Source organism: Kaistella chaponensis (assembly GCF_900156725.1).
Taxonomy (GTDB): Bacteria; Bacteroidota; Bacteroidia; order Flavobacteriales; family Weeksellaceae; genus Kaistella; species Kaistella chaponensis.
In genome coordinates this window covers 1-20,318 of record NZ_FTOI01000003.1, presented here as the reverse complement: position 1 = coordinate 20,318, position 20,318 = coordinate 1, and the positions used below count along the sequence as shown (strand labels likewise).

Annotated in this window: 21 protein-coding genes, 1 tRNA gene and 1 pseudogene; 7 read left to right on the top strand and 16 right to left on the bottom strand. The window is 35.4% G+C overall.

Features of this window, described 5'->3' with window-relative positions:
- The first annotated feature begins 263 nt into the window (after nt 1–263).
- Complete coding sequence (locus BW932_RS03765) at nt 264–1,625, top strand: phage tail sheath family protein (protein WP_159436417.1); 1,362 nt, start codon at nt 264–266, stop codon at nt 1,623–1,625.
- Between the two features lie 3 nt (nt 1,626–1,628).
- On the opposite strand, the gene BW932_RS03760 is transcribed toward BW932_RS03765, so the two are convergent.
- From BW932_RS03760 to BW932_RS03730, 7 genes are all read right to left on the bottom strand, one after another.
- Nucleotides 1,629–3,047, bottom strand: coding sequence for an L-serine ammonia-lyase (locus BW932_RS03760; RefSeq protein ID WP_076385529.1), 1,419 nt, complete (start codon nt 3,045–3,047; stop codon nt 1,629–1,631).
- A 156-nt stretch (nt 3,048–3,203) separates the two neighbouring features.
- Nucleotides 3,204–3,848 carry a hypothetical protein gene (locus BW932_RS03755; protein WP_076385992.1) on the bottom strand — a complete coding sequence of 215 codons (645 nt, stop codon included), beginning with the start codon at nt 3,846–3,848 and terminating at the stop codon, nt 3,204–3,206.
- Between the two features lie 124 nt (nt 3,849–3,972).
- Complete coding sequence (locus BW932_RS03750) at nt 3,973–4,539, bottom strand: YceI family protein (RefSeq protein ID WP_076385527.1); 567 nt, start codon at nt 4,537–4,539, stop codon at nt 3,973–3,975.
- Nucleotides 4,540–4,612: 73 nt separating this feature from the next.
- Complete coding sequence (locus BW932_RS03745) at nt 4,613–5,185, bottom strand: YceI family protein (RefSeq protein WP_076385525.1); 573 nt, start codon at nt 5,183–5,185, stop codon at nt 4,613–4,615.
- A gap of 83 nt (nt 5,186–5,268) precedes the next feature.
- A complete protein-coding gene (locus tag BW932_RS03740; protein WP_076385523.1) occupies nt 5,269–6,315 on the bottom strand; it encodes a glucokinase in 1,047 nt (348 codons plus the stop codon).
- Between the two features lie 126 nt (nt 6,316–6,441).
- Complete coding sequence (locus tag BW932_RS03735) at nt 6,442–7,005, bottom strand: hypothetical protein (RefSeq protein WP_076385521.1); 564 nt, start codon at nt 7,003–7,005, stop codon at nt 6,442–6,444.
- Nucleotides 7,006–7,261: 256 nt separating this feature from the next.
- Nucleotides 7,262–7,549 carry a rhodanese-like domain-containing protein gene (locus BW932_RS03730; RefSeq protein ID WP_076385519.1) on the bottom strand — a complete coding sequence of 96 codons (288 nt, stop codon included), beginning with the start codon at nt 7,547–7,549 and terminating at the stop codon, nt 7,262–7,264.
- Nucleotides 7,550–7,661: 112 nt separating this feature from the next.
- On the opposite strand from BW932_RS03730, the gene queG reads away from it, so the two are divergent.
- Nucleotides 7,662–8,597: a tRNA epoxyqueuosine(34) reductase QueG gene (gene queG, locus BW932_RS03725; protein ID WP_076385517.1), complete on the top strand. Its 936-nt coding sequence runs from the start codon at nt 7,662–7,664 to the stop codon at nt 8,595–8,597.
- A gap of 78 nt (nt 8,598–8,675) precedes the next feature.
- Nucleotides 8,676–9,353, top strand: a complete 678-nt coding sequence (locus BW932_RS03720) for a TIGR02117 family protein (protein WP_076385515.1) — start codon at nt 8,676–8,678, stop codon at nt 9,351–9,353.
- Nucleotides 9,354–9,643: 290 nt separating this feature from the next.
- On the opposite strand, the gene BW932_RS03715 is transcribed toward BW932_RS03720, so the two are convergent.
- Both BW932_RS03715 and BW932_RS03710 read right to left on the bottom strand, forming a co-directional pair.
- Nucleotides 9,644–9,728 (bottom strand) — tRNA-Leu (locus tag BW932_RS03715).
- A gap of 113 nt (nt 9,729–9,841) precedes the next feature.
- Nucleotides 9,842–10,606, bottom strand: coding sequence for an MBL fold metallo-hydrolase (locus BW932_RS03710; RefSeq protein ID WP_076385513.1), 765 nt, complete (start codon nt 10,604–10,606; stop codon nt 9,842–9,844).
- A 57-nt stretch (nt 10,607–10,663) separates the two neighbouring features.
- On the opposite strand from BW932_RS03710, the gene BW932_RS03705 reads away from it, so the two are divergent.
- Together BW932_RS03705 and BW932_RS03700 are read left to right on the top strand one after the other, a co-directional pair.
- Complete coding sequence (locus BW932_RS03705; protein WP_076385990.1) at nt 10,664–12,091, top strand: nicotinate-nucleotide adenylyltransferase; 1,428 nt, start codon at nt 10,664–10,666, stop codon at nt 12,089–12,091.
- Nucleotides 12,092–12,102: 11 nt separating this feature from the next.
- Nucleotides 12,103–12,552, top strand: coding sequence for a GAF domain-containing protein (locus tag BW932_RS03700; protein WP_076385511.1), 450 nt, complete (start codon nt 12,103–12,105; stop codon nt 12,550–12,552).
- 74 nt (nt 12,553–12,626) lie between these two features.
- On the opposite strand, the gene BW932_RS03695 is transcribed toward BW932_RS03700, so the two are convergent.
- Nucleotides 12,627–13,097: a GNAT family N-acetyltransferase gene (locus BW932_RS03695; protein ID WP_076385988.1), complete on the bottom strand. Its 471-nt coding sequence runs from the start codon at nt 13,095–13,097 to the stop codon at nt 12,627–12,629.
- Between the two features lie 206 nt (nt 13,098–13,303).
- Nucleotides 13,304–14,629, bottom strand: coding sequence for a dihydrolipoamide acetyltransferase family protein (locus BW932_RS03690; RefSeq protein WP_076385508.1), 1,326 nt, complete (start codon nt 14,627–14,629; stop codon nt 13,304–13,306).
- A gap of 129 nt (nt 14,630–14,758) precedes the next feature.
- Between BW932_RS03690 and BW932_RS03685 the strand changes: the two genes are divergently transcribed.
- Nucleotides 14,759–15,052 (top strand): putative quinol monooxygenase, encoded by a 294-nt coding sequence (locus BW932_RS03685; protein ID WP_076385506.1) that lies wholly within the window; start codon nt 14,759–14,761, stop codon nt 15,050–15,052.
- Between the two features lie 3 nt (nt 15,053–15,055).
- Nucleotides 15,056–15,673: pseudogene (locus BW932_RS03680) on the top strand (peptide deformylase).
- Nucleotides 15,674–15,814: 141 nt separating this feature from the next.
- On the opposite strand, the gene lipB reads toward BW932_RS03680, so the two are convergent.
- From lipB to trpC, 5 genes are all read right to left on the bottom strand, one after another.
- Nucleotides 15,815–16,537: a lipoyl(octanoyl) transferase LipB gene (lipB, locus tag BW932_RS03675; protein ID WP_076385504.1), complete on the bottom strand. Its 723-nt coding sequence runs from the start codon at nt 16,535–16,537 to the stop codon at nt 15,815–15,817.
- 195 nt (nt 16,538–16,732) lie between these two features.
- Entirely contained in the window at nt 16,733–17,470 is a 738-nt protein-coding gene (gene trpA, locus BW932_RS03665; RefSeq protein ID WP_076385500.1) for a tryptophan synthase subunit alpha, read from the bottom strand.
- 3 nt (nt 17,471–17,473) lie between these two features.
- On the bottom strand, nt 17,474–18,679 hold the full coding sequence (gene trpB / locus BW932_RS03660; protein ID WP_076385498.1) for a tryptophan synthase subunit beta: 1,206 nt from the start codon (nt 18,677–18,679) through the stop codon (nt 17,474–17,476).
- Nucleotides 18,680–18,707: 28 nt separating this feature from the next.
- A complete protein-coding gene (locus BW932_RS03655) occupies nt 18,708–19,394 on the bottom strand; it encodes a phosphoribosylanthranilate isomerase (RefSeq protein WP_076385986.1) in 687 nt (228 codons plus the stop codon).
- 10 nt (nt 19,395–19,404) lie between these two features.
- Nucleotides 19,405–20,181, bottom strand: coding sequence for an indole-3-glycerol phosphate synthase TrpC (trpC, locus tag BW932_RS03650; RefSeq protein WP_076385496.1), 777 nt, complete (start codon nt 20,179–20,181; stop codon nt 19,405–19,407).
- Nucleotides 20,182–20,318 lie beyond the last annotated feature (137 nt).

Below are 20,318 nucleotides of genomic sequence, written 5' to 3'. Positions count from 1 at the left end.
TTTGTTGAATTGTCTTTCATGTTACGCATTGGTTTTTGCGCGGACTCCAATTTGGTAACTTTGCGGAGTACGTTGTTCTGAATGAACTTCTAATAAAAGTTCGAAAATGCAAATCTTATTTTAAAAAAGATCATTGTGAATTTCTGGAGAAAGTCATTAAAAATGGCCATTATATGAGAAATTTTTAATCAATAAGTTCGTGTAAAGGATTGATGCTTTGTATTTTAGTTAAAATAGTTTACTTTTACTTTAAACAAATGATCATGGCAAAATATAAATATCCCTGGATTTACATCCAAGAACTTTCTTCTTCATTTTTACCACAAAGTAAGGACGACACCGCAGTTTTCATTGGTTATACAGAAATGCATGAAAATCAGGAGGGCCAAAATCTCCATCTCATTCCGACTCTTGTTAACTCCGTAAAAAGTTTTGAAACGTTTTTTGGTAAAGCCCAACTCGAAGAAAATATAGAAATTACAGATTTGAGTGATGCGGCAAATGAAGCTATTTCTGTTGGTTTTAATGGCAGTTCATCATTACACAATCTCTACTATGCTATCCAAATATTTTTTGAGCAAGGTGGTAGATCCTGCAAAATAGTTTCTGTTGGAAGTTTCAAAAATGTTGGCGAACCCCTTTCTGCCATTGAATTACTGGCAGGTTTGGATGCCTTGGAAACTGAAGATAACAATCTGTTAATTGCGATTCCGGAAAACCAGAATTTGCCCGAAACCGATTTCTATATTTTACAAGAAAAAATACTCCTTTTTTGTAAAGCTCATCGAAGTTTTGCAATATTGGATCTTCCAAAAACTTCAGCAGACGACTATAACGCCATCATTTCCAGTTATCGTGAAGCGCTAATTTTTCCTTATCTATCCTTTGGCGCAACTTTTTTCCCAAATTTGGTTACCGACTTTAACTATCTTTATCAGGAATCAGCCGTAAAAATTAAAAGATCAGGTGAAACACTTTCACTCCTATCCCTCAAAGAAAGCGACGAATTTCTCTATAAAAAATACACGGATTGTTTGCAGCAATTTTTTGTAAACCTTCCACCAAGTTCTGCGATTGCAGGTGCTTCGAATATCAATGACATGGACAGAGGAATTTGGAGACCACTTGCCAATTTTAAAGTAGAACGAATCAAGCAGCCGGAAATCATTATTAATGACCGTCAACAGGAACCCCTCAACATCCATCCGAGCGGAAAAGCAATTAACTGCATGAGAAAATTTGAAGAAAGAGGAACATTGATTTGGGGAAACAGAACTTTAGGCGGAACCGACCCTGAATATCGATATATCGCAATAAGAAGATTTGTGAACAGGATCGAATATACAGTAGCGAATCTTTTAAAAGAAGAAATTTTCAGTAATAATTTGCCCCAAACTTGCGCTCGAGTAAAAAGCAAAACTGAATATTATTGCTATGGATTATGGAATTCTGGAGCATTTTGTGGACCAAAACCAGAGCTCGCCTATTTTGTAAAATGTGGTTTAAATGAAACCATGACGCAACAAGATATCGATTCTGGAAACTTAATCATTGAAATAGGAATTGCCATAACAAGACCGCTCGAATTTAGGATCCTACGATTTACACAGAAAATATCCTCTTAAACACTAACATTCAGCCACATTCACGGCAATTGCTAAACCACCTTCCGAGGTTTCTTTGAATCGGTCGTTCATGCTTTGAGCGGTTTCCCACATCGACTGGATGACTTCGTCGAGCGTAACCCGTGCTTTTAAAGGATCAGATTCGATCGCGATATTTGCGGCAGTAATTGCTTTGATGGCTCCCATAGAATTTCTTTCGATACATGGGATTTGCACCAAACCAGCAATCGGATCACAAGTGAGACCCAAATGATGTTCCATAGCGATTTCTGCCGCCATTAAAACCTGACCTGGAGTTCCGCCCATTATTTCCGTCAATCCAGCTGCTGCCATCGCCGAGGAAACGCCGACTTCCGCTTGACAACCGCCCATCGCTGCAGAAATGGTGGCATTTTTTTTAAACAATGTTCCGATTTCGCCTGCTACTAAAATAAAGCGGATGATATCGTCTTCTGTACAATTTTGGGTAAAAGCTCGTGCATACATCAAAACTGCAGGAATCACGCCACTTGCACCATTTGTTGGCGCAGTAATAATTCGACCGAAACTTGCGTTTTCTTCATTCACCGCCAAAGCAAAACAGGAAACCCATTTGCTGATGCTGGTAAAACTTTCCTCGGAATCGATCAATAACTGAAACCATTCCTCTTTATTTCTATAAATTTTGTCGCCGAGTAATTTTCGGTTCAAACCGGCTGCACGACGTGTAACTTTTAAACCTCCCGGAAGAATTCCCTCTTTATTGACTCCTTTGTAGATGCATTCTACAATCTGATCCCAAATATAAAGGGCTTCTTTTTGGGTTTCTTCCTTTGTACGCCAAGATTCTTCATTGAGAATAATAAGATCTGAGACTTTTTCTAGACCTAATTTTTCAATATTTTTTATTAAAGCCGCACCACTATGACATGGATAAAGGGTTCTGATGCAATCTTTTTCATAAGAATTTTCTTCTTGGGTCGCAATAAATCCACCACCCAATGAATAGTAATCTTGAATTAAATCTTCCCCATTTTCGAAAACTGCGCGGAAAATCATTCCATTGGGATGAAAGTCTAGAGATTTTTGTTTGTTTAAAATTAAATGTTCACCGTACACAAAAGGAATTACCTTTTCACCACCTAAATTAAGGACGTTTGAAGATTTGATGGCTTCAATTTTCTCCTCAATTTTGGTCGTATCAATTAATTTGAAATTCTCGCCAGAAAGTCCGAGCATTCCTGCAATATCGGTTCCATGACCAATTCCGGTTTTAGCGAGAGACCCGAAGAATTCTACAAAAACTTCAGTGACCTCCTGAAGTTGGTGATGGGTTTTAATTTTTTTAATAAAACTTTCCGCCGCATTCCACGGACCCATGGTATGAGAACTTGATGGACCGATTCCTACCTTAATAATTTCAAAAACACTGATTGATTCCATGAAAAATGATGAGTACTGAGGGAAAATCCCTTTTTGATTAATGACAAAGATAATTCTATTTTAATAAAACGCTACGTTTAAGCATTCCAAAAAAAAATTTTTGTTTTCTGCTTGATTGCAAATTTGAATGGAATGAAATTTTGTCGGGAACTCGGATTATTTATCAAAAATTTCTTTTAAAATCTTGGATACTTCTTTATATTTCGTCGCTGGAAAAAGATGCGTTCCGCCTTTAACTACATAATCAGGTTTTGAATATTTTACAGGAAAGACAATGTCTTTGCTTCCTAAAATCTGAATCACTTTTGGGTTTACCTCAGATTTCCAGGCTGAAACCTGCTCGATGCTCCATTTCAGATAATACTGATTGGTTACTTTCACATATTGCATCAATTTTGGATTTCGGGGATCAACTAATTTTCGCGCGACAGAATACATCATCAACGATTTTAAATTGAACATTCTTTCCGGTAAAAATCGAGGGATTTTGGTAATTTCTCCAAATTTAATGAACCTTGATTTTTCTTTATCCGATTTAATGCTACCTAGAATGACAATTTTTTCGGCGGGTTTTATTTTGTCAATTTCTTGCACGATAATTCCACCAAAAGAATATCCGAGTAAAGAAAAAGGTTCTGAAACATCAATTTTTTCAGCCATTCTTTTGACATAATCCGCGAAAATTTCGTTTTTCATAGGAATCAACCAATCTATAAACACGACTTCAAGTTGATCGGGAAATTGTATTCTTTCCAAAACTTTGAAATCGGCAGCAAGTCCGCTTATTACGTAAAGTTTCATTTTATTTTTCATCAAAAAAACCTGAAAATATTAAATTTAAAAATCATCACTTAGAAAAATTCTGATTGGTAAAAATAAAAAAAGAGCAGGGAAAACTGCTCTTTTTGATTACTTATTTGAAATATTATTTCGCGGTCACTTTCACCAACATATCAATATCGTCTTTTACCAAAACGTCTTGCATGGTAGATTTGTAAGCCACATCAAATTTCTGTCTGTCAAATGTAAATTTTTTGGAAACCAAACTTACCACACCTTTGCTGTTAGCAATTTTTGCCGGAAAAGAAACCTGACTTGTTTTTCCTTTTACGGTAAGATTTCCGTTAACGATGTAATTGTATATTTTGTCGTTATTTTTTTTCAAAGAAGTGATCGTATACGTTGCAGTTGGATATTTTTCAACTTCGAAGAAATCACCGTTTTTCAAATGGTTATTTAATTTTGTTTGATATTCTCCCGTTAAATCTGTCGCATTAAGCGAAGCCATGTCTAAAACAAAAGTACCACCAACAACTTGATTTCCTTTCATCACGATGTTTCCTGATTTCAAATTTACGGTTCCATTGTGAGAAGATGCTTCTGTTTTTGCAATTTTGTAACCCCACCAATTTACTTCGGATCCTACTACTTTTTTCGTTTGAGCTACCGCCAAATTTCCAATTACCAAAGCTAATAATGCTAATTTTTTCATATTGATTTAATTTATTAATTAGATGCAAAAATAGCCCAATAATGCTAAAAAAGAATTGATGTATGATAAGAAGTTACTTTGCAATGAGGGTAATATTCATTTCCACATCATTGCTGATCAGCATATCTTCAAAAATATTATACTGTAAGCCAAAGTTTTTTCTATTAAAGGTGAAAGTTGCAGATTTAAGGGTGGTTTGATTGTTGGCTTGAGAAATTTTAGCTGGAAAAGAAAGGTTTTTAGAAATTCCTTTAATGGTCAGAATTCCATTGATCTGATAATTGTAATCATTATTTTTCAGCTTTTTAAGGGATTTAATTTGAAAAGTTGATTCCGGAAATTTTGCACTGTCGAAAAAGTCATCACTTTTGAGGTGATTTTCGAACATTTTTTTCAGCTTTTTATTGTTATTCAGATCGTCGGCATCCATTGTTGTCATATCCATCACAAAATTTCCGCCCGTTATTTCATTGTCTTTAAAAAGAAGATTTCCCGACTTTAATTTGATGGTTCCGTCATGGGAAAGTGATTCTGCTTTCAAAGTTTTGTAGCCTTTCCACCGAATTTCTGAAAAGGTAACCGTTTTAGTTTGTGCAAAAAGAATGATATTAAGGAAGAATAAAAGGGAAATAAATAATTTTTTCATTGTAAAAGTCGGTTTAAAAAACTGCAAAATTCAAATAAAAAAACTTCAGCAATTGCCGAAGTTAATAGAATGTTATCGAAGGTTTACTCTTCTGAAAAAGCGGCGTAAACTGCAGCTCCATTAATGATTGTTTTTACATCATTCACCAAATAAATTGGAATATCTTTTAGCAAAGAATCCATTTTATCACTGATGATGAAGTTTTTGTAGAATTTATCGTTATTCAAAAATTTCTGCAGCATTATTGGGATATCACCTGTTAAAAACAAACCTCCGGTCGCTTTCAATTTTAAAACAAGGCTGTTTGCTTCTCGCGCTAAGAAAATAATAAAAGTATCAATCGTCATGTTACAAATGCGATCTCTCTGCTCCAAAGCGCCATTGATAATCGCTTCAGTAAAGTTGCCTGCATCTATTTCCTGAGTTAACCATTCAGGTTGCTTCTGTTGCTTAACATCTCGTAAAAATCGATAAATATTGAATAAGCCAGAAGCTGAAAGTACGGATTCCCAACTTACAATGCCATAAATTTTCTGAAGAAATTGATAAAATTCTACCTCATCTGCGGTGCGGGGAGAAAATTCACAATGACCACCTTCTGTTGCAAATGGTCGCAATGACTGTCCATCATAAAATAATCCAGCTTCCCCTAAACCATCGCCTGGAGCTAAAAGTGCTACATTTCCCTCAGCAAAATCATCAGAATTGTGAAGCGTAAGGTAAGAGTTAGCGTCATTTTCTAATCCATAAGCAGAAGCCTCCAAATCGTTGATTAGATATACTTTTTCTATTTGCGTATCTCTTCTAATTTCAGCGGCATCAACTTTCCATGGCAAACGAGGCGGCTCACTTTTACCACCAATAACCGGTCCCGGAACAGCCACCGCAATTTTTTGGATATTGACAAGGTCATTTTCCGCAATAAAATGTTGAAGAATTTCTGAAATTGAGGCAAAATCACGGGTATTGTAAATGCGTTCTTTTTTTGAAATTACTTTTCCGTTTTCGGTACCAAAAAGTGCCACAAAAGTCTGGACACGACGAATGTCAGCAGAAATTAACGAAATATTATTGTTACACTCAGCTGAAAGAGCAGGTAAAAAAAGTTTGAATTTATTTCTGTTTTCCATTTCTTTTATGTTAATAACCAAAGATAATAATTGTTTTTAAAAAATGTAGGAAAAAGTAAAAAACCTTCCTAAAATATTTAAGAAGGTTTTCTATATTGTTTAAACTGAAAAACTTACAGTCGTAAATTATTTTCCTAATGGAATATTATAACCAACACCTACGCCGATTGCTCCTGCGCTGTATTTTTGGTTCAAAATCTCACCTTTGTCACCAGTAAATGTTTTTTGATATTGTACCGCAAAATTCCAGTCTTTGTTGTGGTATCCTATTTCTGGTTTGATGTATAAACCACCATCAGGTCTTTCTACTGTTGAATTTGAAGCAACATTTTTATCACCTACGATAAAACCGTAACCAATATCAGTTCCTAAATAGAAACCCATTTGTTTTGGATAAACTCTGATTAATGCAGCTACAGGAACCACACCGAAATCATTGTTTTTGACTCCATTGTTATCTTTCCCAAAAAAGTGGCTGTAACCCGTTGCGATCCCTAAACCGAAACCTGGAGTGATCAAATTTTGATAAGAAAGATCAACACCGATATTTGCTGATGCATTTTCAGCAGGAACTGCAAAACCTCCGTTCACTCCTACTTTAAGCATATTTCTCATGTCTGAATTTTGTGCGCTCACTAAACCTACTGTCATTAATCCTAACGCAAGGATTGTTTTCTTCATTGATTTCATAATGTCTAAATTTTAATTTTTAATTTTACAGAGGTATCACTTGTCAAAATCGTGCCAAAAATCAAAATAAACGCCATTTAAAAACACCAAAACAGCGTAACTAATTGATTAGTAACAAAATAAATTCAACAAATTATTAAACAAGCATTTAAATAATTTCCACATCTTTAACTGTATTTGTATGAATGCTCTGAAAATTTTAACAAAAAAAGAGTCAAATTCGAAAATTTGACTCTTTACTATTGCTGAAATGATATTACATTTTTTCTAGTTGCTGTACCATGTCATTGTAACCGCCGCCATTGTAAACATCGGTCATTCCTTCTGATTTGAAATATTCTACAGCTTTTCCACTTCTGTTTCCGCTTCTGCAAAAGAAAATGATATTTCCCGCTAAATTGCTGATTTCTTGTTTTCTTTCTTCCAATTCGGCTAAAGGAATATTTTGCGCTTCCTCGATATTGCCATCCATTTCGAGTTCCATTGGTTCACGAACGTCGATTAAATGGTAGTTTCCTGCTTTTAGTACTTCTTCTATAGACATAAATTATTTTTTTTAAGATTTATTGATCTGGAAATTATTAAAATTTGAACTTGTATATTCTGAATCCGTAGAAGCAAATTTATGAAATAATGTTAATTTTGCAACATCAAAGATGAAATCAACCACAGAAAAATATTCAACTCTTATTAAAGCCAAAGCAAAAAAATTTGGTTTTCAAAATTGTGGAATTTCTAAAGCAGGCTTTTTAGAAAGTGATGCTGCAGCACTTGAAAAATGGCTTAAAAATGATTATCATGGAAAGATGTCTTACATGGAAAATCATTTTGATAAAAGACTTGATCCTACAGTATTGGTTGAAGGTTCAAGATCGGTTATTTCCCTTTCTTATAATTATTTTCCAGACGAAAAATTGCCCTCTTTAAATGCCTTTAAGATTTCAAAATATGCGTATGGAGAAGATTACCACGTAATCATTAAAGAAATTTTGCAAGAAATGGTTGCTGAACTGAAAGAAGAAATCGGAGATTTTGAATGTAGAGTTTTTACAGATTCGGCGCCGATTTTAGAAAGAAGTTGGGCAAGAAAATCCGGAATTGGTTGGGTGGGAAAAAATGCAAACCTGATCACCAAACAAAGCGGTTCTTTTTATTTTCTGGCAGAAATCATTTGCGATCTGGAATTGATAGAAGATCACGAAACCACTGATCATTGCGGAACATGTACGAAATGTATCGAAGCGTGCCCCACAAATGCGATTATCTCTGACAAAATAATTGATGGTAGCAAATGCATTTCTTACGCAACCATCGAACTGAAAAATGAAATCCCTGAATCTTTTACAAACAAAATGGAGGACTGGATGTTCGGTTGCGATATTTGTCAAGATGTTTGTCCCTGGAATCGGTTTTCTTCTCCTCATCTCCAAGAAAGATTCAAACCCAATGCTCTTCTTAAAACTTACCAAAAAGAAGACTGGAAAGAACTCACTCAGGAATTGTTTTCAGAGATATTCCGAAAATCTCCGGTAAAAAGAACAAAATTTGCCGGCCTAGAAAGGAATATTGCATTTTTAAGTAATAAGGAATAAAAACACCTTCAATTCTAAAAGACCCATAGGAATTTCCTTTCCGAAGCGTTTAATGACAAATTTTATTACTTTTGAAAAATGAAGAAATTTATCCTCCTTATTCTGAAATCAATCTGGGTTATCATCGGCTTTATCGTCATCTATATCATATTTGGATTTTTGATTCCCTATATTGAAGTTCCGGCAAAAGTGGTACAAGAGCCGAAAAATATTACCGCGTACATTTTAACCAATGGCGTTCACACCGATTTGGTAGTTCCCATTAAAAGCGCAGAAATAGATTGGAGTAAAGAAATCCCTATTGAAAATACAATTTCTAAAAGCACCAATTTTAATTATTTATCAATTGGTTGGGGCGATAAGGGATTTTATCTGGATACACCAACTTGGGCAGATTTGAAGTTTTCTACGGCTTTTAAAGCTGCTTTTTGGCTCAATGAATCGGCGATGCACTGTACTTTTTACGAAAAAATGACTGAAGGGAAAGACTGTAAAAAAATAATGTTAACGCATAATCAATATTTGGCCTTGATTCATTTTATTCAAAGCAAATTTGATCATGACCAGAACGGCAAAACAATTCTTATAAAAACAAATGCCGTTTATGGTAAGAACGATTCGTTCTATGATGCAAAAGGCAGTTATAGTTTCCTGAATACCTGCAACACTTGGGCAAATAATGGTTTAATTGTGGCTGGACAAAAAGCTGCATTTTGGACACCTAGTGATTTTGGCATTTTTCAGCATTACAAGTAAATGGTTTTTTTTTGAAAAAATCGATTCACGTATAGAGCAACGAAAAAAATAAATCGAAAATTTAATTTTTAGCGGTTGCTTTGGTTCTGTTTTGTGCAGATTTTTTCGATGCATCAAAAATGAGGAATTGAATGCCCTACATTTCCCCCAATACTAAGTCAAATGAATCAATATTCGGAAATCAACAATTTTCTCCGAAACGATTTCGTGAGGTGAGAAATTAATAAATTCGAAAATACCTGTGGAAAAAAGAAAGCACAAAAAAACCTCTATTGATTAATAGAGGTTTATGGTACCCGGTGCCGGAATCGAACCGGCACATCTTGCGATACTAGAGTTTGAGTCTAGCGCGTCTACCAATTCCGCCAACCGGGCTTTTTAAATTGGTGTGCAAATATAGAATTATTTTTTATTTTAGAAAAATTATTTTCCATAATTCTACGGATTATTGGAGCTTTTTCGCACATAAATTTTTAAGTAATTGATTATCAAAACTCCAATTCTAAACCATCATAAGATAAATGTACATTGTTTGGCAATTCAGTTTCAGTTTCTGCATGAATTCCTAGATGATGTGAAATATGGGTGAGATACATTTTTTTGGGTTGAAGTTCCTCAAACAGTTCTAAAACCTGAGATAAGATGAAGTGAGCAGGATGAAGTTCTTCTTTTCGAATACAGTTCAAAATCAAATAATCAAGATTTTTTAGCTTTTCTTTTTCTTTTTCTGAAATGTAACTTGCATCGGTAATGTACGCAAGGTTTTTAAATCGGAATCCAAAGACAGAAATCTTATAATGCATCACCTCCACCGGAATAATTTCTGTATCAAATAATTTAAAATTTCCTTCAATTTCATGGAGGTTAAAAGAAGGTGCTCCCGGATATTTCACGTCTGCAAAAGCATAAGGAAAGCGATTTTTCACTTCATCTCCTACTCTTTTGTTGCTGTACAAATCCATATTTTTTTTACTGCGAAAAATAAGGGGACGCAAATCATCTAACCCAATAACGTGATCATTGTGTTCATGAGTGAGTAAAACCGCATCTACATGATCTTCTTTGTTATTAAGCATCTGCGTACGAAAATCCGGACCGCAGTCGATTAGGATTTTTTCTCCGTTATCTGTGCTTACCAAAGCCGACGACCGAAACCGATTATCTTTTGGATCTGTGGATCTGCAAACCTCGCAGTGGCAACCAATAACAGGAACTCCTTGTGAAGTACCTGTTCCTAAAAATTTCAACTTCATTTCTTTTGAGGTTGGTATATTATTGGTAAATTTACAAAAAAATAAGAATTACTTGTGATTAATCCAAAATTAACTCCTAAACAGAAAGCTTTAGCTATTAATTTAGATCCCGATATTTATGGAACTTTTGCCGAGATTGGTGCAGGTCAGGAAACGGTTCGTCATTTTTTCAGAGCAGGTGGCGCTTCACAAACCATTGCAAAAGCGATGTCCGCGTACGACAAAGATTTTAGCGATGCGATCTATGGGAAAGAAGCCAAAAACAGATATGTAACCCAGAATCGCCTCAGAAAAATGCTGCGTTATGAAGTTTCTTTGATCGAAGAACGCTTATCGAGAGAAAATAATCCTGGAAGAAAATTCTTTTCTTACGCCAATACAGTAACCACCATTAATTTTGATAAAACCATGAAAGGTCATGGTTGGGTTGGTTTAAGATTTCAGCTCGATGAAAAAGAAGACTATAGTGAAATAGTCTTTCACGTAAAATTTAATGAGAATGACACCACGCTTCAGCAGGAAACTCTTGGAGGTCTTGGTGTTAACTTAATTTACGGCGCTTTCAATTATGCAGACAATCCCAGAAGGTTAATCGAATCTTTATACGACGATATTTCTACAGACAATGTTGAAATTGATATGATCGATTTCAGCGGACCAGCTTTTACCTATGTAGATAACCGCTTGATGAGTTTGCAACTTGTGAAAAATGGAATGACCGACGCGGTAATTTTTAATCCTCAGGGAAATAATATGTTACCTGCAGATATTCTTTACAAAAAAAACATATTCGCTGTTCGTGGTAGCTTTCGTCCTGTAACCCTTGTAAACATTGACATGTTCGAGAAAGGTCTGGAAATGTTTATGAAAGATTCTGAGTGCAGTATCGATGAGAAAGAAGTTCTTTTTGAAATTACTATTTCCAATTTAAGAGCATCCGGAGATATTGATGAACGCGATTTCCTAGACAGAGTAGATGTTTTGGCGAAGTTGGGCTATACTGTTATCATCTCTAATTTCTCCGAATATTTCCGATTGATTGATTATTTTGCCAATTATACAAGTGGAGAAATTGGTGTAGCAATGGGCGTTAACAATCTTTTAGATGTGTTTGATGAAAATTATTACAAAAATCTCTCGGGTGGAATCTTAGAAGCTTTCGGGAAATTTTTCAGAAAAGGAATGACCGTATATCTTTATCCTTACAAAGATCCGGAAAATCATGAAATGTTGACTTCATCTAATCTAAAAGTGAGCGATAATTTAAAGGAATTATATAAATATTTTAAACTCAACGAAAGAATTGTAGATATCAAAAATTACAATCCTAATTTTTCTGAAATTTACTCCCGTGAAATTTTAAATAAAATTGCGAATCACGAAAGTGGTTGGGAAAAGCAAGTACCTGAAGATGTCGCTATGATGATTAAAGAACGAGGAATGTTCGGATACAAAGAAGAATTAAAATTAAAACAATTTTCCTAAAAAATATAAAAATGTCAGAAATAAAAAAACGTCTTTCTTCCATTTTAGAAAGTCCAAATCATCATACAGAAGTAAAACTGCAAAAAATCTGTCAGTTACTCGATCAAGAAATTTCCTATTTTAACTGGACCGGATTTTACTTTAAAAACGGCGACAAAGAAGAATTAATTTTAGGACCTTATGTTGGAGCTGCAACTGATCACACGATCATCCCTTATGGAAAAGGAATTTGCGGTCAAGTAGCTGTTTCTAATGAAACGTTTGTAGTTCCTGATGTTCATGAACAAGACAACTATTTAAGCTGTTCCATAGATACCAAAGCGGAAATCGTAGTTCCCATAATCAAAGATGGCGAAAATATCGGTCAGATTGATATTGATTCTCACAAGATAGACCCATTTACTGCAGAAGATCGTGAAATGCTAGAATGGCTTTGTGCAGAAGTTGCGAAGATTATGTAAAAAAATTTAAACAAAAGCAAAAAGGGTGAAATTAACATAATTCCACCCTTTTTTTATGTGTAAAAAGTCGTTTTTTATTCAGCCAAGTCAGCAATTCCTTTTTGATCTAAACGGTAAACCGACCATTCCTCCATTGGTTTTGCTTGCAATGATTTGTAGAAATCTATTGCGGGGGTATTCCAGTTAAGAACCGACCACTCCATTCTGCCACAGTTTTCTGCTTTGGCAATTTTGGTGAGTTCGATGAGAAGGGTTTTTCCATAGCCTTTTCCGCGGTGTTCCGGCTCTACATAAAGATCTTCTAAATACAATCCAGGTTTCCCCACAAAAGTGGAAAAATTATAGAAATAAAGGGCAAATCCAGCTGGAATTCCGTTTTCTTCACCAATAATGACGTGTGCAAATTTTTTTTCAAAGATCTGCTCCCGAAGTTCTTCTACAGAAGTCACTACTTCATCTCCTAATTTTTCATAAACAGCCAGTTTTTTAATCAAATCAAATATGATGGGACTATCTTCTGGTTTTGCTTTTCGGATGGTAAACATATTGGTAAAAATTTTAGAAATCAAAGTTAAGAATTTTGGTAGAATTTTATTCAAAAATCCTGCTGTAACTAGCCCCGATTGCAGCGGCATCCTTTTTTGAGGAGGAACGACGAGGAAAAGATACAGCGGAAAGTGGGATTTAGCTCCTAAAAAAAACCTTTGAGAAATTCTCAAAGGTTTGCTTTTATGTAGTGGACTTCTAAAAATTAAATCTCAGTATTCATGTCCCAGTTTTGTAGATAATCGTGAACGTGTTTCAGGAACATTCCGCCCAAAGAACCGTCTACTACACGGTGATCGTAAGAATGCGACATGAACATCAAGTTACGAATCGCAATCACATCGCCGTCTTTGGTTTCTAAAACTGCGGGTTTTTTCACAATTGCACCAACTGCCAAAATTGCAACTTGAGGTTGTGGAATAATCGGCGTTCCCATTAGGTTTCCGAAGCCTCCAACGTTTGAAATGGTATAGGTTGCACCTTGCGTATCTTCTGGTCTCAATTTCTTGTTTCTTGCACGGTACGCCAAATCGTTAATCGCTTTTGCTAAGCCGGAAAGAGACAGTTGATCTGCATTTTTAATTACGGGAACGATCAAGTTTCCATCTGGAAGTGCAGTTGCCATTCCAATATTGATGTTTTTCTTTTTGATGATTTTGTCGCCGTCTACAGAAACATTAATCAACGGAAAATCCTGAATTGCTTTTACAATTGCGTGAACAAAAATTGGCATATACGTCAATTTCTCGCCTTCTCTTTTTTCGAAAATGTCTTTATGTTTCGTTCTCCATCTTACTACATTGGTAACATCGGTTTCAATGAAAGAAGTTACATGTGGCGAAGTTCTTTTGGAATTCACCATTGCATCTGCGATGATTTTACGAACTCTGTCCATTTGGATAATTTCGTCACCTTGCGCCAGTTTAATCGCAGCAGAAGCAGGAGCAGGAGTTGCTGCTACAGAAACTTGTGCTACAACTGCTTGTGGCGGTGTTGGAGCAGTTCTATTTGCTACGAAAGACAAGATGTCTTCTTTGGTAATTCTTCCTTCTAAACCACTTCCTTTAATGGATTGCAATTCGCTGTCAGAAATATTTTCGTTTTGTGCGATTGATTTTACTAATGGTGATAGATATAAATCAGAACCTTCGAAACCACCGGATGATTTTGAACTTTCCATTGCAGCCTCCAAGCCTTTTACAACTTCTGGATCTGCATGGGGAAGATCCGTTTTTATTTCTTCCACAGATTTTGGTTCCTGCGGTTGATTTGCCACTTCGTCACCAGCTCCGGCTACTTCTAAAATCGCAATTGCTTCACCAATTTTTGCAACTTCGTCTTTCTGTTTCAGGATTTTGATAATTTTCCCCGAAACCGGGGTCGGAACGTCGGAATCTACTTTGTCGGTCGCAATTTCTACAACGGAGTCATCTTCTTTTACAGAATCTCCTTCATTGAACAACCAACTGATAATCGTTGCTTCCATCACGCCCTCTCCCATCGATGGAAGTAGTAATTTATATTCTGCCATTTTTTATTTCGATTTTTACAAAGATAAAAATTTTTCTCATTAGGAAAAAATGAATTTTTAAGGGATTTTATTGCTTTTTTTTCAAAAATTTAAAATACAGTTTCTATCTTTGACCTTTAAATTAAAATTATGAAAAACCTGTATATCGTCGCCCTCTTTCAATTCAAAGAAAATGATTTGATGGACGCATTAGAATTGTTAAAAAAATTAGTTTTTGAAACCCGAAAAGAAGAAGGTTGTCTGCAATATGACTTAATCGAAGACCATACCAATAAAGGTGTTTTCTTTATCATGGAGCTTTGGGAAAGTGATGAACACCATCATCAACACAATGGCAGTGATCATTTGATGAATTTCAGAAATCAATCTGCATCAATGTTGGAGAAATCTGCACAAGTTTATAAAGGATATAAAACGTTCTAAATCATGAAGAAAGTTTCCTTGTTATTGATCTTATTTTCTGTTTTCGCTTTTTCACAAAGATATACAAAGCAAGAAATTTCACGCATTAATGAGGGAAATATCAATTCAGCATTGCCTATTTTTCAAACCTCAGATTCTTTACAGCATCATGTTTTACTTACCCAGTCATCTGATGCAAATCCGAAAGATCAACACACCAAAATTTTAGTCAACCGCATGAAATTGGCATTAATTTCAACATTCGGCGGAGTTGGAATTGCAGCGCCACAAGTGGGGATTAATTGAAATATCATTTGGGCAAAACGATTTGACAAAGAAAACACTCCTTTGGAATATTTTATTAATCCAAAAATTATTTGGCGGTCAGAAGTATTACATTTAGGACCTGAAGGTGATTTATCCATCGAAGTTTTCAGAGATGATTTCTATAGAAGTCACGTTATTCAATTGGAATATTTTGATCTTAATGGAAAGAAATTGGTAGAGATTGTCGAAGGTTTTACCGCTGTAATCCTGCAACACGAAATCGATCATCTCTCCGGAATTTTAATTTCTGACAAAATAAAAAATCAGAAATTGAAGACTTTCGAAAAAGTAGATGCGTATAAAGAACTAAAATAGAAAGTTAAACATCCACAGGAAAACGTCTCTAAAGAATCAAAAAATTAAGGCAAAAAAAAATCAAAAGGTTGCAAAAAATAAGATTTGCAACCTTTTGAATTTCCTTTTATAAAAGCACTTTTGCGTATAAAACCTGATCCTTTAAATAATTGATGCTTCAAAAACATCGCAGAAATGTTTTTTAATTTTCTCTTTAACTTCAGCCATTTCACTTGGCGAAAATTCCCGTTCTAATTCTCTTTTCAAAGAAGTCACCCCTTTATCTTTGATTCCGCAAGCAATAATATAGTCGAAATAGCGCAAATCCGTATTCACATTCAACCCAAAACCATGCATGGTCACCCATTTTGAAGTCTTCACACCCAACGCACAAATTTTTCGGGCATAAGGTTTACCGACATCCAGCCAAACTCCGGTTTCGCCTTCACTTCTTTCGCCTTTCAAACCATATTCAGCAATGGTGCGAATGATCACTTCCTCCAAATTCCGCATGTAGAGAAAAATGTCGGATTTATAATTATCGAGATCCAAAATAGGATATCCTACAATCTGGCCGAAACCGTGATACGTAATATCTCCACCGCGATTCGTTTTCACAAAAGTCGCATTGATTTCCTCTAACTTTTTAGCATTCGCAAGCATATTGTGTTCGTCCCCAGATTTCCCAATCGTATAAACATGAGGATGCTCAACAAACAATAAATAATTCGGGGTTTGCTTCTGATCATCATCAGTTCGGGTGCGATTCTCCAATTTCAAATCGATGATTTCTTTCATCAATTTTTCCTGAAATTCAAAAGCTGGTTCATAATCCATCAAACCTAATTCTTGAAAATGCAAAGTTCTGTTCTTTCTGCCTGTCATTTTATTTTTACTTTTTGGGCAATCCCCTCTCCAATGCTTTTCCAGCCGCTCGGGTCGGGCTATACGTTCCAATCTTTTTTTTCAAAAAAGGATTTCCACTTCTATCCCTATTGCGAGACTCAGCATCCTATTTAACTTTTGTTTTAAAAATGAAGAAAGAAGCTTTTCATTTTTTACCCGCGCAAATTTATACAATTAATTGATGATGCTTCGAATAAAACCTTCAGCTTTCGCTTCCCAATTCTCATTGTTCAATAAAATATTCACAAAAGCGGTACCGATAATTCCACCATCTGCTTTTTCGGTTACTTTATCGAAATCCGATTTATTTTTAATCCCAAAACCAATCATCACAGGATTTTTCAAGCCTAGATTTGCAAGTCGGTTCAGGTATTCTTCATTGTTGATTTCTTTGGCATCATTTCCTGTGGTAGAAGAACTCGAGACTGCATATAAAAATCCGGACGAGAGCGAATCTAAATATTTTATTCTTTCATCAGAGGTTTCCGGCGTTACCAAAAAGATAAAATTCTGCTGGTATTTCTCTAAAATTGTTCTGTAATTTTTCTCAAATTCCACGGCAGGTAAATCCGGGATTATCAAACCAGAAACACCGGAATCTTTGCATTCTCGGCAGAAATTTTCGAATCCGAAACTGAGGACAGGATTAATATATCCCATCAAAATAATCGGAATATTCATTTCAGATTTCACCTCTTTTAGCTGGTGAAAAAGTGCTGCGATGGTCATTCCGTTTTTCAGCGCAATTTCGTGAGCTTTCTGAATCACAGGTCCATCAGCAACTGGATCAGAATAAGGCATTCCGATTTCTATGAAATCTGCCCCCGAATTTTGAATGAGTTTTAAAATATCTTGAGTATCATTCAACCTGGGAATTCCGGCGGTGAAATAGATGTTGAGTTTCTTTTTCATTTTCTATTTAATTTGAGATGAATTAACTGATAATTTTGACAAGTAGGTTTCCATATCTTTGTCGCCTCTTCCGCTCAAACAAATCACGACGACTTCTTCTTTTCCAAATTTTTTCTTTTCCAAAACTGCCAAAGCATGCGCAGATTCCAACGCGGGAATAATCCCTTCAATTTTGGTGAGTTCAAAAGCTGATTTGAGGGCTTCATCATCAGTAATACTAAAAAATTCTGTTCTTTTTTCCGTAAATAAATGGGCATGAAACGGTCCAATTCCTGGATAATCCAAACCTGCAGAAATCGAATGAGGCTCGATCACTTGTCCGTCTTCTGTTTGCATCACCAAACTTTTGCTTCCGTGCAAAACCCCTAAAGTTCCGAGGAAAGTGGTCGCTGCAGATTTCCCTGAATCCAAACCAAAACCTCCTGCTTCTGCGGCAATAATTTTTACGCTGGGTTCATCAACAAAATGGTAAAATGTTCCGGCTGCATTGCTTCCTCCACCAACACACGCGATTACGTAATCGGGATTTTCGCGCCCGATTTTTTCCTTCAACTGCCATTTTATTTCTTCCGAAATGACACTTTGGAACCGTGCTACCAAATCCGGAAAAGGATGTGGACCGACCACACTTCCGATGATATAATGCGTCGTCGCAGCATTGTTGATCCAATCACGCAGCGCTTCATTTACCGCATCTTTCAATGTTTTCGAGCCCGAAGTTGCAGGAATTACAGTAGCACCCAACATTTTCATTCGTCCTACATTTGGCGCTTGTCTTGCGATATCTACTTCGCCCATATAAACGATGCATTCCAGATTCATCAAAGCGCACGCAGTCGCGGTTGCAACTCCGTGTTGACCGGCTCCTGTTTCTGCAATGATTCGTTTTTTTCCTAGTTTTTTAGCGAGTAAAACCTGTCCTAAAGCATTGTTTATTTTATGCGCTCCGGTGTGATTTAAATCTTCGCGTTTTAAATAAACCTGCGTTTGGTATTTCTCGCTTAAATTTTTAGAAAAATAAAGTGGCGTTGCGCGACCTACATAATTTTTCAACAAATCACGAAACTCGGTTTGGAATTCTTCTGAATTGATAATGTCTAAATACTGACCTTGCAATACTTCCACATTTGGATACAGCATTTCTGGCACAAAAGCGCCACCAAATTCGCCGTAATATCCATTTTTGTCAGGGTTTTTATATGTTTTCATTGTATCTTTTTAATCGTTTCTCAATGCTTCAATTGAGAAGGTTTTTAACTATTTTAATTTTGTTGATGTTTTTATTTCCAGGGTCAATTTCAACCTTAGAATTGATGTCGAGCGCAAAAGGTTGAAGTTCTAATTGTTTTATATTTTCAATGTTTTCTTCTGAAATTCCGCCACTTAGAAAATAAGGAATGTTGATTTCTAACTCATTCAAAATTTGCCAATCGAAGGTTTTTCCGGTTCCGCCAAAAGATTTAGAATCGGTGTCGAATAATACATAATCAATGTCATTCTGAACGGCGAGTAGCGAAGTGAAGAATCTCTGAGATTCCTCGTTCCTCGGAATGACAATAGGTATTCTAAAAACTTTGATAATCTTAATTTTTTGATTTAGCTTTTCTTTTAATTCTGAAATAAAAACATCGGTTTCATCACCGTGAAGCTGAATATAATTTAAGCCTGCTTTTTCGGAGATTTCGAGAATTGTAGGAATGTTTTCGTTTACAAATACACCAACTTTGCCACGATGCTGAATTGATTTAATTTCATTTAAAGTCAGAGCATTTAGAACATATCGTGGTGATTTTTCGTAAAAAATAAACCCCAAAAAATCGATGTTTATTTGCATTAATTCAACAATTTGATCGAGTTTTGTAAGACCACAAACTTTTAGTTTAATTGGAGATTTGAGATTTAAGATTTGAGATTGATTTTCCATGATCATATTATCACATTATCACATCAATAAATTCTTTGAACTTGTTCATTGGGTTTTCATTTCGCATAAAATATTCGCCCATTAAAAATCCGTCGAATCCTTTTTCTTTAAGAAATTGAAAATCTTTCAAGGAATAAATTCCACTTTCTGCAACAGATAAAGTTTCACTTGGTAAAAGGTTTTTTAAGTTCACTGAATGTTGCAAATCGACTTTGAAATCTTTCAAATTTCGATTGTTAATCCCCACTAAATCTATGTTTTTATTATAATGATTCAATTCTTCTTCGGTGTGGATTTCTAACAAAACCTCTAATCCCAATTGATGCGCCAAATCGGTAAATTCCTGAACCTGCGATGGAGAAAGGCAACTTGCGATTAATAAAATAATATCGGCTCCGTTGGCTTTTGCTTCATAAAATTGGTATTCATCAATCATAAAATCTTTCCTTAAAATGGGAATTGATATTTCATTTCGTACTTTCAAGAGATCTTCTAAATTTCCGCCAAAAAACTGATGATCTGTTAAAATTGAAATTCCGCTTGCTCCAAATTTCTCGTAAGATTGTGCAACGTCTAAAACAGCAGCTTTATCATTGATGATTCCTTTACTTGGCGACTTTCTTTTAAATTCTGCAATGATTCCGCTTTTTGATTTCAGGGTTTCTTTGAGGGAAAAGGTATTTCGATGAAAAAATGCGGAATCTTTTAATTCGATCAACGAAATTTTCTTTTTCGATTCGGCAACTTCTACGTGTTTCTGTTCAATTATTTTATCAAGAATATTCATATTTATATCTAATTTTTTTTTAGAGCAGAGTTTGCGACCCGGCTTGATTTCTATGACACCGCCAAACTATTTTGGTAATTATTTTCATATTTTTTTCCAGATTTGAGTACTGCAAAAATGAGATGGATTATTTTATT

Bases quoted from the DNA above. Each gene is read 5' to 3' on its own strand.
- BW932_RS03765 (WP_159436417.1), top strand. From the start codon at position 264: ATGGCAAAATATAAATATCCCTGGATTTACATCCAAGAACTTTCTTCT.
- BW932_RS03760 (WP_076385529.1), bottom strand. From the start codon at position 3,047: ATGGAATCAATCAGTGTTTTTGAAATTATTAAGGTAGGAATCGGTCCA.
- BW932_RS03755 (WP_076385992.1), bottom strand. From the start codon at position 3,848: ATGAAACTTTACGTAATAAGCGGACTTGCTGCCGATTTCAAAGTTTTG.
- BW932_RS03750 (WP_076385527.1), bottom strand. From the start codon at position 4,539: ATGAAAAAATTAGCATTATTAGCTTTGGTAATTGGAAATTTGGCGGTA.
- BW932_RS03745 (WP_076385525.1), bottom strand. From the start codon at position 5,185: ATGAAAAAATTATTTATTTCCCTTTTATTCTTCCTTAATATCATTCTT.
- BW932_RS03740 (WP_076385523.1), bottom strand. From the start codon at position 6,315: ATGGAAAACAGAAATAAATTCAAACTTTTTTTACCTGCTCTTTCAGCT.
- BW932_RS03735 (WP_076385521.1), bottom strand. From the start codon at position 7,005: ATGAAATCAATGAAGAAAACAATCCTTGCGTTAGGATTAATGACAGTA.
- BW932_RS03730 (WP_076385519.1), bottom strand. From the start codon at position 7,549: ATGTCTATAGAAGAAGTACTAAAAGCAGGAAACTACCATTTAATCGAC.
- queG (WP_076385517.1), top strand. From the start codon at position 7,662: ATGAAATCAACCACAGAAAAATATTCAACTCTTATTAAAGCCAAAGCA.
- BW932_RS03720 (WP_076385515.1), top strand. From the start codon at position 8,676: ATGAAGAAATTTATCCTCCTTATTCTGAAATCAATCTGGGTTATCATC.
- BW932_RS03710 (WP_076385513.1), bottom strand. From the start codon at position 10,606: ATGAAGTTGAAATTTTTAGGAACAGGTACTTCACAAGGAGTTCCTGTT.
- BW932_RS03700 (WP_076385511.1), top strand. From the start codon at position 12,103: ATGTCAGAAATAAAAAAACGTCTTTCTTCCATTTTAGAAAGTCCAAAT.
- BW932_RS03695 (WP_076385988.1), bottom strand. From the start codon at position 13,097: ATGTTTACCATCCGAAAAGCAAAACCAGAAGATAGTCCCATCATATTT.
- BW932_RS03690 (WP_076385508.1), bottom strand. From the start codon at position 14,629: ATGGCAGAATATAAATTACTACTTCCATCGATGGGAGAGGGCGTGATG.
- BW932_RS03685 (WP_076385506.1), top strand. From the start codon at position 14,759: ATGAAAAACCTGTATATCGTCGCCCTCTTTCAATTCAAAGAAAATGAT.
- lipB (WP_076385504.1), bottom strand. From the start codon at position 16,537: ATGACAGGCAGAAAGAACAGAACTTTGCATTTTCAAGAATTAGGTTTG.
- trpA (WP_076385500.1), bottom strand. From the start codon at position 17,470: ATGAAAAAGAAACTCAACATCTATTTCACCGCCGGAATTCCCAGGTTG.
- trpB (WP_076385498.1), bottom strand. From the start codon at position 18,679: ATGAAAACATATAAAAACCCTGACAAAAATGGATATTACGGCGAATTT.
- BW932_RS03655 (WP_076385986.1), bottom strand. From the start codon at position 19,394: ATGGAAAATCAATCTCAAATCTTAAATCTCAAATCTCCAATTAAACTA.
- trpC (WP_076385496.1), bottom strand. From the start codon at position 20,181: ATGAATATTCTTGATAAAATAATTGAACAGAAACACGTAGAAGTTGCC.